Raw genomic sequence first — 14,588 nt, 5'->3', positions numbered from 1 at the left:
CCTCACCGGCACGATTGGCAATGCTGGCTTGCACGGCGCTGGGCTTGCCGCTGCTGTCGGCGCCGGCGCATGCCACCGCCGAGTACGCCTTGCAGAGCGGTGTGAGCTGGTATCGCATCGACAATCCGTTCATGTTTCCGAGCAACAGCGACAACAAGCTGAAGACGTCCGACTCGGCCTGGTCGACGGACATCCGCGGCGCGTTGTTCCTGCCGCTGCCGACCGAGCGCACCAACCTGCAATTGACGGCCTCGGTGTCGCAGATGCATTACGGCAGCTCATTCGGCAACTACACTGATCTCAACGGCAACGGTCCCTACAATCTGAACCAGGCCAAGAAGCAGTTCGAAGGCATCTACACCTGGGAATTCAGCGACCTGCTGCGTGGCCGCATCCGCCATCGCACCGACGATCGCCTGTACAACTATTTCGGCGGCGAAATTGCACCGAGCACGACGACACCGCCGCGCGGCATCTCCAACGTCGAGCCGGAATTTCCGCATATCCGTGAAGACAATGTCGAAGTCGCCTACCGCGTCACCAACCGCTTCGACGTGCCGCTGACCTGGACCCAGCAAACCCTGAGCTACATGGTGCCGGGACGGGTTGAGATGTACAACATGAACAGCAACGCCGTCCAGGCGGCGATCCGTTACACTGCCGGCACCAAGTCGACGCTCTCGGCCGGCGTGCGCCGCAACCGCGTCGGCTTTCCGAATCGCACGGCGCAGGATATTGCGGACTTCGATTCCGGTTACACCGACACTGAATTCTTCACCGACGCCGCCTGGCGCTATACCGAAAATACGGTGTTCATCGCCCATCTCGGCTCCATCGCGCGTCACTTCAACACGCTGCCCAACCGCGACAGCCGGCTGATATCGGGCGAGCTGGGGATAGACTGGCATTACTCGGCCAAGACCACCTTCTACGGCCGCATCTGGGATCGTCCGCAAGCCAACGATGAAGCAGACAGCCGTCTCTATGTGATCACCAAGGGCGTGCAGGGACGCGCGGTCTGGCAAGCCACGCCGAAGACGCGCGTGTCGCTGCTGGCTTCGCTGGAATCGCAAAAATCGCAGAACTTCGCCACTGCCCAGATCAGCACGCCGACCAGCGGCAATGATCAATTGCTGCGCCTGGGTTTCCGCTACGACTACGACATCACGCGCCGCTTGGCGCTGCGCGTCGACGCCATGCGTGAGCAGACCACGTCCAAATCGGGCGGCAATATCGACTATCGGCGCAGCACGGTGCAGGTCAGCCTGAATTACACCTTCGACAACGTCACCGGGCCGTTCAACTTCGACAACCAGCAAGGCTACAACCGCGCGCGCCAACAAATTGAGGATCTGCGATGAGCGCCAGCACAAGCATGAGCACAGCGGCAAGCGCCCGGCCTTCATTCGACTATATCCCCGGCCTCGACGGCTTGCGCGCCTGCGCGGTGCTGCTGGTGATGGTGGCGCACCTGGGCTTCAGCACGGCGATCCCCGGCGGCTTCGGCGTAACGGTGTTTTTCTTCATCAGCGGCTTGCTGATTACCCGCTTGCTGCTGGCTGAGCATGCGCAGAACGGCCGCATCGCCGTGGGCCGGTTTTATGTGCGGCGCTTGTTCCGGCTGTATCCGGCACTCGTGATTGCGGTCGCCCTGGCGGCGCTGGCGTTCAGCGCGGCGGGAGGCATCATGGGTTGGGGCAAGGTGTTTTCAGCCTTGTTCTACTACGCCAACTACTACGGCATCTACGTTCACTTCGGCCAGGGCCGCGACGGCTTCGATCCGTTCAGCATCCTGTGGTCGCTGGCGGTGGAAGAGCAATACTATCTGGTCTTCCCTTTCATCTGCGTCGCGCTGCTGGCAGGGACCGCCAACCTGCGCCGCTTCTCCTGGGCGCTGGCGGCCAGCGTGGTGCTGGTGCTGGTATGGCGTGTGATCGTGCATCGCAACGGCGGCAGCAGCGACTACATCTACATGGCGACCGACACGCGCATCGATTCAATCCTGTACGGCGCCTGGCTGGCGCTGATCCTGGCCAACGATACGCACAAGCACTGGCGGCGCTTCTCGGCCAGCCACGTGGTGCAAGCGGTGTGCCTGTTGCTGCTGCTGGCGTGCTTCGTGATCCGCCATCCGGGCTTTCGCGATACCCTGCGTTATTCTCTGCAAGGCCTGGCGCTGATGCCCCTGATGACCGCGATTTGCTTCACCTCGTCGGTGGCGCCCTTGACCCGGTTGCTGGAAACCAGGCCTATGCGCCGCGTCGGCGGCTGGTCCTATTCGCTCTACCTGTATCACCCTATCGCCATCGTGCTGGCGGAGATCTGGTGGGGTCCCGGCAGCATCGGGCCGCAGCAGATCGGCTGGCAAGCGTTCCCGCCCTTTGCGCTGACGGCGGTGCTGCTATCATTTGTGTTCGCCGTAGCGTCTTACCATTTTGTGGAGAAACCGTTCTTGCGCTGGCGCCGCCGTTTTGGCGCGCATGTGGTCGACAACTGATTGACGAGTTGACATCACCGCCATCGCTACCGGAAAAACACTCATGTCCGATTCCGCGTCCAAACTTGCCCTGCGCATCAGTCGCCGACTGTCTCAGCATGCCTTCCGCAATCTCCTGCCGCTGCAGGCGGAGGCCGGCGTGGTCAGCTTTACCTTCGACGACGCCCCCGCCTCGGCTTGCGAAGCAGGCGCACACGCGCTGGAACACCACGGCGTGCGCGGCACCTTCTACGTCGCCGGCGGCCTCACCGGCGGCATGGAAGAAGGCAAGCCCTGCCATACCCGCGAACATCTGCAAACCCTGCTGGCCAACGGCCATGAGCTGGGCTGCCACAGCTACTCGCACATCCGCTGCGACAACCTCAGCGCCGACGCGCTGGAGGCAGAACTGGACCGCAACGCCGCCTTTCTTGCCGAATTCGGCGTGGATCTGGCGGCGCTGAATTTCGCCTATCCGTTCGGCGCCTATGCCTACAACGCCAAGCGCATCAGCAGCAGGCGCTTCCGCTCCAGCCGCGTCACCGGCGGCGGCACGCATGAGCAGGTCGCCGACCTGAACGCGCTCAAGACGCATCGCCTGTACGACCTGCCGGTGGATGCCGAAAATTACGAGACGCTGCTGGAACGCACCGCGCGCAGCAAAGGCTGGCTGATCGTCAATACGCATGATGTGGAAAGCCCGCCCAGCCGTTTCGGCTATACGCCGGATCGGCTGGAACATGCCGTCGCGGCAGCGCTGGCCGCAGGCTGCAAGGTGTTGCCGGTAAATGCGGCTATTGATTATTGGGAGCAGAACCGGAACGCTGCCCGCGCAGGCGCCTGACCAGGCTGCGCAGACGTTCATTGTCGCGTGCCCGCGCACGCAGCTGCCGATAAGCCTCGCCCACCGCCACCACGATCTTGCCGCGCAGGCTGTGGCCCTGCTGCCCGGCATACAGCGGCAACATGTGATCGGCCCATTGCATCTTGTAGCCTTCATCGCCCACGGTCAGATCGAACACCGCCAGCCCTTCGGCGATGCAATGCTGGACCACGGCGTCGAGCAAGATGCGCCCCACCGAATAGCGTGCCCATTCGCCGTCCTGATAGCCCGGCATGAGCCAGTAGAAGCGGCCGCCGTAGCGCATGCCCCAATGCGTCGCGACCAGCTTGTCGTCGACATACAAAGCCGATACGACGATCTCCCCGCCGGACAAACCCTGCGCCGCAAGGTGCTGATAAAAGTCCAGATAACCGGGTTCTGCGAACAGATCGCGGCTGCCGGTTTCGTGCCAGCGCCGCGCCTTTTGCTGCGCCATTCCCGCTGTCACCGCCGCGCGTAGATCCGGCGGCGCGTCGATCAGCAACTTCACCGCGCCGAGCTCGTTGAGGCGCCGCAGCTGGCGGCGCGTGTCGGCAAACATCTTGGCGCTGCGCGCTTTCTGGAATTCAGCATAGGTCGGCGTCAGTGTCGCCGCATGCGCCTGCTCGGTATGGCGCATGCCCGGCAGCGCAACCAACGGATTGGCGACGCCTTCAACGTTCAAGGGCATGCGCCGTACGCGAAAGACGTCGACGCCGCCCATCAAGCGGACGATGAGCGGCCACAATGCGGCAAAGCATGATGCGTCGAAATCCGGATGAAGCAAGGGCGCGTTATAGTCGGTAATTTCGCCGCCGAGAAAGCTCGCATAGCGGATACCCCTCTTGCGCTGACGCCCCAGCGGCAACAGCATCAGCGTGCGGTCGTCCGCGTCCGTCAGCTCGACAATGCAGACTTCCCAGCCCTGCCGCGCACCCAGTTCGCGTTGCCAGGCCGCCAGCCAGTCATAGGCCTGGAAACCGTAGGCGGCGCACGATGCCTGCGCCGTGCGCCAGCGCATTTCGCTGTGTTCGAAGGAAGAGTAAACGCGCACCGCCGTCCCCGCGGCAAAACGGCCGGCGATATCCGGCGCCAGTTCGCTCAGCAGGTGTCGGGCGACTTCATGGGGCATGGTCACTGTGCGGCTTGACGACGCTAATAAGCATTGCGGTCTTTGAACACCACCAGCACGGTGCGCAGGATGATCTTGAAATCCAGCGCCAGCGACCAGTTGCGGATGTAGTAGAGGTCGAACTCGATACGCCGCTGCATCTTGTCGAGCGTGTCGGTTTCGCCGCGCAGGCCGTTCACCTGCGCCCAGCCGGTGATGCCCGGCTTGACCTTGTGGCGCAACATGTAGCCCTTGACCTGCTTGCGGTACAGCTCGTTATGCTGGACCGCATGCGGACGCGGACCGACGATGCTCATTGAGCCTTCCAACACGTTGAAGAATTGCGGCAACTCGTCCAGCGAGGTCTTGCGCAAGAAACGGCCGAACGGCGTCACGCGCGCATCGCCGACAGTGGCCTGCTTGACCTCGCCGCCCTCCTGCGGGATCGGATCGTTGCGCATGGAACGGAATTTGGACACCACGATACGCTGGCCGCCGACGCCGTAACGCATCTGGCGGAACACGATCGGCCCCGGCGACGACAGCTTCACGCCCATCGCAATGATGAACAGCACCGGACTGAGCAAGAGCAGGATGAGAAAGGACATGATCACGTCGACAAAGCGCTTGAGCAGCCGCGTCACACCGATGAACGGCGTCTCGTAAGCCACCAGCACCGGCGTGCCGGCGATCTCGCCGTATTGGATATGGCCGAGGCCGAACATCTTGGAGTCCGGCACGAAATAGACCGACGACACGGAATCGTGCAAGGCATCCACCACCGGCGCAATATCGCTGGCGCGTGCGTGCACCAGCCCGACGAAAACGATGTCGACCGGATTGTGTTCGATCCACGCGATCGCCTCCATCAGGCTGCCCAGACGCGGCAGTTCTGAGCCGACGCGCTGCGTGCCCTGGCGATTGTCGAAGAAACCCAGAGCGGTAATGCCCAGCATCTTCGACGTCTGAAACGACTCCGACAAGCGTTGCGCATCTTCACTGAAGCCGACGAACACCGCCGTGCGCCGTTGCCCTTTGGCGGTGTACAGGCGCAACGCCCACCAGCGGCACAACAGCGAGGTCAGCGACAGCACAAAAGGCGTGGCAAGCAACCAGATCGTCATCACCACGCGCGAAAAATCCTCGCCGGTCTTGGTCAGGTACAGCGACAGCACCACAACGAAGAAGGTGCCTATCCACAGCCGCACGATGGTGCCGAAGTTATGCACCATCATCGACGAATTCTCGACGGCGTAGCGGCGCGGATCGCTGAAGACGATGAAGCCGACCACGCCGGCAATGGCCGCCACAAAATGGAAGGTCGAGAACGCCGCCCATTGGTAGACGGCGACGGCGATCTCGAGCGTCAGGATGATCGTGAAAGCATAGGCTGCGCCGACGGCAAGCCCGAGCAAGGTGGTGTGATGGTTGCGCTTGTCAGAGTAAAAGCTCAATGGCCGCTCCCTGTCGTCTTGTTGAGTTTGATTGTACGCTGCTGCTTCCACTCGCGGCGCAGCAAGCCGGCGAACTTCGAGCCTTGCACGATGTATCTGCGCCACAGGCGGCGCGGCTCCGACGCCAGCCGCCAGAACCATTCCAGCCCGGCTTTCTGCATCCACAGCGGCGCGCGCGACTTGAAGCCGAGCGCAAACTCCATCGCGGCGCCGACGCACATCACCACACCCGCCTGCATCGCATCTTTATGCGCAAACGACCAGCGTTCCTGCTTGGGCATGCCGAGACAGACGAATACAAAACCCGGCTTGCGCGCGTTGACGCGGCGCAGCGCTTCCAGCCCTTCCTCGCCCATGGGATCGAACTGCATGGACGGACAATACATCTCGACCTGCAAACCCGGATAAACGCGCGCAAAGGCTGCCGTGAGCATTTCTTCCTGACCGGGCATGCCGCCGATGACAAACACCGGCGTCTGCCACTGCGCGGCTGCACGCGCCAGTGCGACGAACAGGTCGGAACCGGTCACGCGCTCCGGCAGCGGCGCTTCGCTCATGCGGCTGGCCCAGACCAGCGGCATGCCGTCGGCGAAAATATAGTCGGCCTGCACGTAGAGCGAGCGGAACTGCGCATCGGCATCAAGCCGCACCACGTGATCGACATTCGGTGTAACAACGATCGCAGGCGGTCCCTCGCGGCACTCGGCGAGCGCCGTCAACTGATGTGCGGCCTGATTGAAACTCGCAGCGCAGATATCGAGTCCGAACAGATGGGACGTAGGGAAGACAGTCTGTTTTTTCATCCGTTCCAGCGCAGAAAATTAAATAAAAACCAATTTAATCGAATCGAACCACGGATTAACTTGATATCATTTTAACAATATTATGAAGCGCTTACTTGTTGTTTGACATGAGTTTTCTGATTAATTCTTGATTTGACTGCGCGGATCGGACAGCATAAGCAGAACTGGCCGCTATCTCAATCCAATTTACATCTCACAAGATAAGCACAAGGACGGTACCATGCAAGGCACGATGCAAGAAGACTCACAGCAGCCTCTGGAGCCGGTAGAAGCACCTCCCGCCGTCAATCCGCGCATTGTCCCGCTGGTGATCATTTCACCGGTACGCGACGAATCCAAGTATCTGCGCCTGACCATGGATTCCATAGTGGCTCAAACCTGCCGTCCGGTCGAGTGGATTCTGGTGGACGACGGTTCCGCCGACGCCACGCCCGACATCGTGCGCGAATATGCGGAAAAATATCCCTTCATCCGCCTGGTGCCGCGCCAGAACCGCGGCTTCCGCAAACTGGGCGGCGGCGTCATCGCCGCCTTCAATTTCGGCGTCGAACATATCGGGAACAAGGATTACCAGTACATCGCCAAACTCGACGGCGACATGTCGTTCGGCCCGCTGTATCTGGAACACATGTTCCGGAAGCTCGACGAAGACCCGAAGCTGGCCGCCGTATCCGGCAAGGTCTATCGCCACGAAGATGGCCGCTACATCGAAGAGAGCCATATCGACGAACAAGTCGCGGGGCAGTTCAAGCTCTACAAACGCACCGCCTTTGAAGACATCGGCGGCTTCGTCCAGCATTTGTCATGGGACGGCATCGACGTGCACACGGCCTGGATGAAAGGCTGGAAGACCTTCTGCTACTACGATCCGCAAGCCTGGCTGTGGCATCACCGCATCATGGGTTCGTCGGACAAGCATATCTACGAAGGCCGCCTGCGCTGGGGCCGCGGCAACTGGTACATGGGTTATCACCCGCTGTACGCGATCGCCACCGGCATCAACCGCATGCGCGAGAAGCCGGTCGTCATCGGCGGCTTGCTGATGATTTTCAGTTATTTCTGGTCGGCGCTGCGCCGGCTGCCGCGCTACGAGAACAAGGAATTCCGGCGTTATCTGCGCCAATGGCAGATGGCGCGCCTGAAGAATTTCATTCTCGGCAAAAAATAAAACACGCGCAGCTTATTTATAACGCACGCTTACGCTCAGGGATTTTATGGTGATGCTGACGGCCTTGCAGGCCGATCAAACCGTCGACGTCTGCATAGTCGGCACCGGCCCGGTGGGCCTGGCGCTCGCGCTGGAAGCCGAGGCGCGCGGATTGCAGGTGCTGATGCTGGAGTCCGGCGGCGCCGAACACAATCCGGCGACGCAGGAATGGTCGCGCGCCACCGTGCTCGATGAAAAAGCCCATTCGCCGATGGAGCTGGCCTCCAACCGCGCGCTGGGCGGCAGCTCATGGCTATGGGGCGGCCGCTGCGTGCCGTTTGAAGCCATCGACTTTGAAGCACGCAATTACGTCCCGCATTCCGGCTGGCCGTTCGCGCTGGAAGACATCGCGCCGTGGTACGCCAGGGCCGCCGACTATCTTGATTGCGGCAAGGCTGAATTCCGCAAGCCGCCGGTGCGCTGGCCCGATATGGCCGAAGGCGGCGGCGACATCGAGCTGTCGCAACTGGAGCGCTGGGCCAAGCAGCCGAAACTGGTATCGCGGCTGGGGCCGCGCGTCCTGGCCTCGCCGAACATCCACGTCCTGTTCGACGCCACCGTCACCGGTCTGTCCTTCGACGACAGGGAGCAAGAAGTCGACGCGCTGCGCGTCCATCACAAGAAGACGGCCATCGAAGTTCGCGCGCGACGCTACGTGCTGGCCGGCGGCGGCCTGGAGACCACGCGCCTGCTGCTGGCCGTACAGCAGATGCATCCGTCGCTGTTCGGCGGCATCGGCGGCCCGCTGGGGCGGTATTACATGGGGCATATCTTCGGCAGCATCGCCAGCATCGCGCTGAACCAGCCCGACGATTTTGCCGATCTCGATTTTTCGACCGACGACACCGGCACCTATGTACGCCGGCGCTTCACCTTATCTGAAGAGGTGCAGCGCCGCGAGCATGTGCTCAACACCTCGTTCTTCGCCGACAACCCGCCGTTTTACGACGAGCGCCATCGCAACCCGACCTTGTCGATGGTATTCCTCGGCCTGTCGATTCCGGCCGTCGGACGACGCATGATTTCGGAAGCGATCCGCCTGCGCCACGTCGGCCCGCCGCCCTATCGCTACGGCGCGCACGTGCTCAACATCCTGCGCCGGCCATGGCAGGCGGCAGCCGACGTCATCACCATCCTGCGCCTGCGCTATCTGTCGCCGGTGCGCAAGCCCGGCTTCGTGCTACGCAATCAGGGTGGCACCTATGCGCTCAATTATCATGCCGAGCAAATTCCGAATCCGGAAAGCCGCGTTACGCTGAATCAGGAACACGATGCCCACGGCATGCCGCGCCTGACCATCGATTTCCGTTATCTGCACGACGACGCCGAGTCGGTGCTGAAAGCGCATGCCATCCTGGATGCGCACCTGCGCGCATCCGACAAAGGCCAAGTCGACTATCACCGCCCGGAAAACTTGCGTATCGGCCACGTCATGGAACAAGCCACCGACGGCTTCCACCAGGTCGGCACCACACGCATGCACGACGATCCGCAACTGGGCGTGGTGGATCGCGATTGCCGGGTGCACGGCATGGCGAATCTGTATGTGGCGTCGAGCAGCGTCTTCCCGACCACCGGAGAAGCCAATCCGACTTTCCTTGCGGTCGCATTGGCGGCGCGGCTTGCAGCGCATCTGGCCAACGAACTTGCAGGCAAGAGCAACGATCATCAACCTGTTCAGACAACCCAGTCCGCGCGCCCTTTCACGCCCTCTTCAACAGGATCCACCCGCATGCAATCCATCCGCATTCCAGGCACGACGCTGGACGTCACCCGTCTGTCTTTCGGCACCGCCAGCCTGCATCACCTGTTCAAGAGCCGGCAACGCCAGGCCTTGCTGACAGCGGCGCTGGATGCCGGCTTCACGCATTTCGACACCTCGCCCTATTACGGCTTCGGCCTGGCGGAAAAGTCGCTGGGAGAACTTCCGGCTGCAGAACTGCAGCGCATCACCATCGCCAGCAAGGTCGGCTTATACGGGCCGAACGGCGCCGGTCCCGGCGTGCCGGAAATCCTGCTGCGCAAAATTGCCGGCAAGGCCTTGCCGGCGCTGAACAAAGCAGTGGTCGACTGGAGCCTCGCCCACGCACAGAAAAGCCTGGAAGAGAGCCTGCGCCGCTTGCGCCGCGGCTGGCTGGATATTCTCTTCCTGCACGAACCGGTGCAGGCGCTGATCCAGACCGATGAGTGGCAGCGCTGGCTGGAGTCGCTCGTGCAGTCAGGAAAAATCCGTCATTTCGGCATCGCCGGCGAAGCGCCGCTGATCGCCGCCATGCTGGATGCCAGCCCGGCGCTGACCGACATCGTGCAGGTGCGCGACAGCCTGGATAAACATCAGGCTGATGTGCTCTTGCGCCATCAGCGCGCACTGCAATTTACTTATGGATATATGGCGGGCGGCACGCCGCAGGGAGCGGACGGCGCGGCCGTATTGCGGGATGCGCTGCAACGCAATGCGACCGGCTCGATTCTGGTATCGACGCGCCGTGTGGAGCGCGTGGCGGTGCTGGCGCGGGTTGCCGAATAAAGTCGGCCGGACCGGTCGCAGCAATCAGACTAATCAATCAGTTTAATCAGACGGTCCGGGCAAGGTCCATCACCAGATAGTGTGCAGCGACGTCATAGCTGGCGATTTTCTTCAACAACGCGGCATCGGCTTGCCGGTAATCCGTAAAGCCGCGTCGTCGCCAATAGCCCGCCGAATCGTTCACCGCCACCAGCGCTGCATGACCGACTTGCATGGCCTCGGCATGCTGCCTGATCAACTCCACCAGCTTTCCACCCAGTCCGTATCGGCGCGCCGCGTCGGTAAGCGCGACGTCGTGCAGATAGAGGCAATCGGCCTGCGGCGGCAAGACGTGCAGCAAGGAGTTCAGGGCCGGCGGTTGTCCCAGCATGGCGGGATGCGTGATGGCATAGCCATGCACGCAGTCTTCACCATCGACCGCGACCCGACAGCCTTCAGCGAACAATTGCAGACGTTCCGCAAATACTTCCGGCGACTCCGGATAAGCGGGATGCACCTGCTCCGCAATGGCGACGACCGCCGGCAGATCGCGCTGCAGCATGGCGCGCCACATCACACCTGCGTTCGTGTTTGCGTTGGTATCCGAGTTAGCGCTTGTCATTGCACAGTGCTTCCATTCAAATTCAACGATATTATTTTCGCAATATTCGGAGAAAGCCGACGGCGTAAACGTAAATAAGCTGCCATGGCAGCTTATTGCGGCGATGAAGGCAATCGACCTGCACCAGCTATGCGCGCGGCCTGAGCAGCGCCAGAATGCCGGTCAGTTCGGCGCGCATGACTTCGATTTCTTCCGCACCCATCGAGATCTCGATCTCTTCGGAGATTTCCGGCTGGTCTTCGTTGAGATGACCGTCCAGCTTGTTGCGCGCGCCGCTGATGGTAAAGCCTTGCTCGTAGAGCAGCTCGCGGATGCGGCGAATCAGCAGGACTTCGTGATGCTGGTAGTAACGGCGGTTGCCGCGACGCTTGACCGGCTTCAACTGGGTGAATTCCTGTTCCCAGTAGCGCAGCACATGCGGCTTCACGCCGCACAATTCGCTGACTTCACCGATGGTGAAATAGCGCTTGGCGGGAATCGGCGGCAAGACAATCACCGCAGGTTTGTTGACGCGTTCGTTCATGAGTGTGGGTTTACGTTACACAACGAGAGCGAGGGGCTGGCTGCTGGAGTCCTCAACCATTTCCTTGAGCTTCTGACTGGCGTGGAAAGTAACGACACGGCGTGCAGTGATCGGAATCTCTTCGCCGGTTTTTGGATTGCGGCCGGGACGCTGCGGCTTGTCGCGCAACTGAAAATTGCCGAAACCGGAAAGTTTGACGGCCTCACCACGCTCCAGGGCATTGCGAATTTCGTCGAAGAAAGTTTCAACCATGTCTTTTGCTTCACGCTTGTTGAGACCGACCTGCTCGAACAAAAGTTCGGCAAGCTCGGCCTTGGTCAGCGTCGGGAGATTTTTTTCCGCTTGCGAGCGTACCTGGGATTCCAGTACGGCACGTTGCAAGTCGGCATCCAGCACAGATTGAAATTCACTTGAATTCACGTTGTTCATGACGGGTGGTTGGCCTGTTCTCTACCGGTTCTTTATCTATTTGCTTTGCTCAGTGCTTGTCTATTATCAAGCACGCAATTTGGCGGCAAGTTTCCCCGTCGCAGCGGCTACGATAGCAGCCATTGCAGCGTCAACAGTGTCGTCCTGGAGTGTGTTTTGAGTATCTTGCAAGGTGAATCGGAAAGCAAGGCTTTTTTCGTCATTTTCCAGCCCCTTGCCTTGATATTCATCAAATAAAACAATGGCTTGGATGATCCCGCATGCTGCGTTTCCTTGCTTTTCAGCGGCAAAAATATCGCGCAATTCCTGGACCTGAACACCTTGTTTGACGACCAGCGCAAGATCGCGCGTGACTGCCGGAAACTTGGAGATTTCCACATAGGCAGGCACGTCGCGTTGCTGCAGCGCCAAGGCGTCAACTTCAAACACGACCGGCGCCAGCGGCAGGTCGTATTTTTGTTGCAGGCGTGGGTGCAGTTCGCCGATCAGGCCGATGTTCTTGCCGTCCAGCTCAACCTGGGCCGAACGTCCCGGATGCAGCGCTGGATGCTCGACGCGTGCAAAACGCAAGCTGCGCGGTGCAAACAAGGCTTCCAGATCCGCCTTGACGTCGAAGAAATCGACGTTGCGGGAATCCAGGCCCCACTGCTCGTCAGCCACCGGGCCATAGGCCAGGCCGGCGACGCGCTTCGGCTGGTGATAACCGGCGACTTCCAGCGGACCGTCCTGCACCTGCGCGTCACGGTGGAACACCGCGCCGACTTCGAATACGCGCACGCGGTTGGCCTTGCGGTTGATGTTGTAACGCACGTTGGCGACCAGGCTGGCAATCAGCGAGGAGCGCATCACGTTCATCTGGCTGGCGATCGGATTGAGCAGCTTGATCGGCGCCTGGTTGCCGGCGAAGTCGGCTTCCCATGCGCTCTCGACGAAGCTGAAATTGACCACTTCCTGATAGTCGAGGTCGGCCAGCAAGTGGCGGACATCGAACAGCGAGCGGATATTTTCCGGCGCGATCTTCATCGCGCTGGCGGCCACCGGCGGCAAGGCCGGGATGTTTTCAAAGCCGTAGACGCGCGCGATTTCTTCGATCAGGTCTTCTTCGATTTCGATGTCGAAACGGAACGACGGCGGCGTGACCGCAAACAGGCCCGGCTCTTGCGTGAACTGCAGACCGAGACGCGTGAAAATGTTGGCGATCATGTCGTCGGTGATGTCCACGCCGATGACCTTGGCGGCGCGCGCAGTGCGCACCCTGACCGGCTCGCGCTTGGGCAGGTTGACGATCTGGTCGTCGACCGGACCGACCTTGGTGTCGGCCGTGCCGCAGATCTCGATCAGCAAGGCGGTGATGCGCTCGATGTGATCCACCACGGTGGCGAAGTCGACGCCGCGTTCGAAACGATGCGCGGCATCGGTCGAGAAGTTGTAGCGGCGCGCACGGCCCTGGATCGCTTGCGGGAACCAGAACGCGGCTTCCAGATAGATGTTGGCGGTCTCGAGCGACACCGAGGTGGCGTCGCCGCCCATGATGCCGGCCAGCGATTCGAGTTCCTTGTCGTCGGCGATCACGCCGACCCATTCGTCGACTTCCACGGTATTGCCGTTGAGGAGCTTGATCTGTTCGCCCTTCTTGCCCCAGCGCACGTCGAGGCTGCCGTGGATCTTGTCGAGATCGAACACGTGCGACGGACGGCCGAGTTCCAGCATGACGTAGTTGGAGATATCCACCAGCGCCGAGATCGGACGCTGGCCGCTGCGCTCGAGGCGCTGCTTCATCCACTGCGGCGTCGATGCTTTGGCGTTCAGGCCGCGGATGACGCGGCCGGCAAAGCGGCCGCACAGATCCGGCGCAGAAATCTTGACCGGCAATTTTTCATCGATGCCGACGGCTACTTTCTGGAACGTCGGTTGCTTCAGCGGCGTATCGGTCAGTGCCGACACTTCGCGCGCCACGCCCAGAACGGACAGGCAGTCCGCCTTGTTCGGCGTCAGCTTGATGGTGAACTTGAGGTCGTTGAGCAGGAAGTAATCGCGGAAATTCTGACCGACCGGTGCGTCGTCCGGCAACTCCAGCAAGCCGCCGTGATCTTCCGACAGCTTCAGTTCGCGCGCCGAGCACAGCATGCCTTGCGACTCGACGCCGCGCAGTTGGCCGACCTTGATCTCAAACGGCTTGCCGTCGGCGCCCGGAGGCAGTACGGCGCCGGCCATGGCGCAAGGCACCTTCATGCCCACACGCACGTTCGGCGCACCGCAGACGATGTTGAGAATGGTGCCGGTCTTGACGTCCACCTGGCAAACGTTCAGACGATCGGCGTTCGGGTGCTTGGCGATTTCCAGCACTTCGCCGACCACCACGTTGGAGAACGGCGGCGCGACCGCTTCGACTTCTTCCACTTCCAGGCCCGACATTGTCAGCAAGTGCGACAACTCATCCGAAGTCATCTTCGGATTGACCATGGTGCGCAACCAGTTTTCAGAGAATTGCATGATTCAAACCTTCAGCTATGGTCCGGAAACCCGGACAGTCCACACAGTTCACAGCGCCGCGCGATGATGTTCGCGGCGGCCCTGCATCACATTGTTCAATTG

12 protein-coding genes are annotated in these 14,588 nt (G+C 61.1%); 5 read left to right on the top strand and 7 right to left on the bottom strand.

The window, feature by feature from the left end; translation table 11 throughout:
- Nucleotides 1-20: 20 nt before the first annotated feature.
- Genes AKL25_RS06125 through AKL25_RS06115 form a run of 3 tightly spaced genes read left to right on the top strand, consistent with a single transcriptional unit; the run spans nucleotide 21 to nucleotide 3,320 of the window.
- A complete protein-coding gene (locus AKL25_RS06125) occupies nucleotides 21-1,361 on the top strand; it encodes a hypothetical protein (protein ID WP_240475657.1) in 1,341 nt (446 codons plus the stop codon).
- Nucleotides 1,358-2,497, top strand: a complete 1,140-nt coding sequence (locus AKL25_RS06120) for an acyltransferase family protein (protein ID WP_050476758.1) — start codon at nucleotides 1,358-1,360, stop codon at nucleotides 2,495-2,497. Before AKL25_RS06125 ends, AKL25_RS06120 begins: the two co-directional genes overlap by 4 nt.
- A gap of 43 nt (nucleotides 2,498-2,540) precedes the next feature.
- A complete protein-coding gene (locus AKL25_RS06115; RefSeq protein WP_050476757.1) occupies nucleotides 2,541-3,320 on the top strand; it encodes a polysaccharide deacetylase family protein in 780 nt (259 codons plus the stop codon).
- Here AKL25_RS06115 and AKL25_RS06110 read toward each other — a convergent pair.
- Genes AKL25_RS06110 through AKL25_RS06100 form a run of 3 tightly spaced genes read right to left on the bottom strand, consistent with a single transcriptional unit; the run spans nucleotide 3,271 to nucleotide 6,706 of the window.
- On the bottom strand, nucleotides 3,271-4,470 hold the full coding sequence (locus AKL25_RS06110) for a GNAT family N-acetyltransferase (protein WP_050476756.1): 1,200 nt from the start codon (nucleotides 4,468-4,470) through the stop codon (nucleotides 3,271-3,273). The genes AKL25_RS06115 and AKL25_RS06110 overlap by 50 nt on opposite strands.
- Nucleotides 4,471-4,493: 23 nt before the next feature.
- On the bottom strand, nucleotides 4,494-5,903 hold the full coding sequence (locus tag AKL25_RS06105; protein WP_050476755.1) for an undecaprenyl-phosphate glucose phosphotransferase: 1,410 nt from the start codon (nucleotides 5,901-5,903) through the stop codon (nucleotides 4,494-4,496).
- Nucleotides 5,900-6,706 (bottom strand): WecB/TagA/CpsF family glycosyltransferase, encoded by an 807-nt coding sequence (locus AKL25_RS06100; protein ID WP_050476754.1) that lies wholly within the window; start codon nucleotides 6,704-6,706, stop codon nucleotides 5,900-5,902. Before AKL25_RS06100 ends, AKL25_RS06105 begins: the two co-directional genes overlap by 4 nt.
- A gap of 232 nt (nucleotides 6,707-6,938) precedes the next feature.
- Here AKL25_RS06100 and AKL25_RS06095 point away from each other — a divergent pair, with 232 nt between their 5' ends.
- Together AKL25_RS06095 and AKL25_RS06090 are read left to right on the top strand one after the other, a co-directional pair.
- Nucleotides 6,939-7,874, top strand: coding sequence for a glycosyltransferase family 2 protein (locus tag AKL25_RS06095; protein ID WP_050476753.1), 936 nt, complete (start codon nucleotides 6,939-6,941; stop codon nucleotides 7,872-7,874).
- 46 nt (nucleotides 7,875-7,920) lie between these two features.
- Nucleotides 7,921-10,440 (top strand): aldo/keto reductase, encoded by a 2,520-nt coding sequence (locus AKL25_RS06090; RefSeq protein WP_083444592.1) that lies wholly within the window; start codon nucleotides 7,921-7,923, stop codon nucleotides 10,438-10,440.
- 46 nt (nucleotides 10,441-10,486) lie between these two features.
- Here the strand turns inward: AKL25_RS06090 and AKL25_RS06085 are convergent, their stop codons facing one another.
- From AKL25_RS06085 to pheT, 4 genes are all read right to left on the bottom strand, one after another.
- On the bottom strand, nucleotides 10,487-11,041 hold the full coding sequence (locus AKL25_RS06085; protein ID WP_240475656.1) for a GNAT family N-acetyltransferase: 555 nt from the start codon (nucleotides 11,039-11,041) through the stop codon (nucleotides 10,487-10,489).
- 127 nt (nucleotides 11,042-11,168) lie between these two features.
- Nucleotides 11,169-11,564, bottom strand: a complete 396-nt coding sequence (locus tag AKL25_RS06080) for a MerR family transcriptional regulator (protein WP_050476751.1) — start codon at nucleotides 11,562-11,564, stop codon at nucleotides 11,169-11,171.
- A 15-nt stretch (nucleotides 11,565-11,579) separates the two neighbouring features.
- A complete protein-coding gene (locus tag AKL25_RS06075) occupies nucleotides 11,580-11,993 on the bottom strand; it encodes an integration host factor subunit alpha (protein ID WP_050476750.1) in 414 nt (137 codons plus the stop codon).
- Nucleotides 11,994-12,059: 66 nt separating this feature from the next.
- Nucleotides 12,060-14,486, bottom strand: coding sequence for a phenylalanine--tRNA ligase subunit beta (gene pheT / locus AKL25_RS06070; RefSeq protein ID WP_050476749.1), 2,427 nt, complete (start codon nucleotides 14,484-14,486; stop codon nucleotides 12,060-12,062).
- Nucleotides 14,487-14,588: the final 102 nt, after the last annotated feature.

The sequence above is a fragment of the Herbaspirillum rhizosphaerae genome, assembly GCF_001189965.1.
GTDB lineage: Bacteria > Pseudomonadota > Gammaproteobacteria > Burkholderiales > Burkholderiaceae_D > Herbaspirillum > Herbaspirillum rhizosphaerae.
Note: the sequence above shows the minus strand (reverse complement) of the source record. Positions and strands in the feature narration are given on the sequence as shown.

Coding starts and splice junctions, on each gene's coding strand:
- AKL25_RS06100 (WP_050476754.1), bottom strand. CDS start 6,706: ATGAAAAAACAGACTGTCTTCCCTACGTCCCATCTGTTCGGACTCGAT.
- AKL25_RS06110 (WP_050476756.1), bottom strand. CDS start 4,470: ATGCCCCATGAAGTCGCCCGACACCTGCTGAGCGAACTGGCGCCGGAT.
- AKL25_RS06125 (WP_240475657.1), top strand. CDS start 21: ATGCTGGCTTGCACGGCGCTGGGCTTGCCGCTGCTGTCGGCGCCGGCG.
- AKL25_RS06075 (WP_050476750.1), bottom strand. CDS start 11,993: ATGAACAACGTGAATTCAAGTGAATTTCAATCTGTGCTGGATGCCGAC.
- AKL25_RS06120 (WP_050476758.1), top strand. CDS start 1,358: ATGAGCGCCAGCACAAGCATGAGCACAGCGGCAAGCGCCCGGCCTTCA.
- AKL25_RS06090 (WP_083444592.1), top strand. CDS start 7,921: ATGGTGATGCTGACGGCCTTGCAGGCCGATCAAACCGTCGACGTCTGC.
- AKL25_RS06115 (WP_050476757.1), top strand. CDS start 2,541: ATGTCCGATTCCGCGTCCAAACTTGCCCTGCGCATCAGTCGCCGACTG.
- AKL25_RS06085 (WP_240475656.1), bottom strand. CDS start 11,041: ATGACAAGCGCTAACTCGGATACCAACGCAAACACGAACGCAGGTGTG.
- AKL25_RS06080 (WP_050476751.1), bottom strand. CDS start 11,564: ATGAACGAACGCGTCAACAAACCTGCGGTGATTGTCTTGCCGCCGATT.
- pheT (WP_050476749.1), bottom strand. CDS start 14,486: ATGCAATTCTCTGAAAACTGGTTGCGCACCATGGTCAATCCGAAGATG.
- AKL25_RS06095 (WP_050476753.1), top strand. CDS start 6,939: ATGCAAGAAGACTCACAGCAGCCTCTGGAGCCGGTAGAAGCACCTCCC.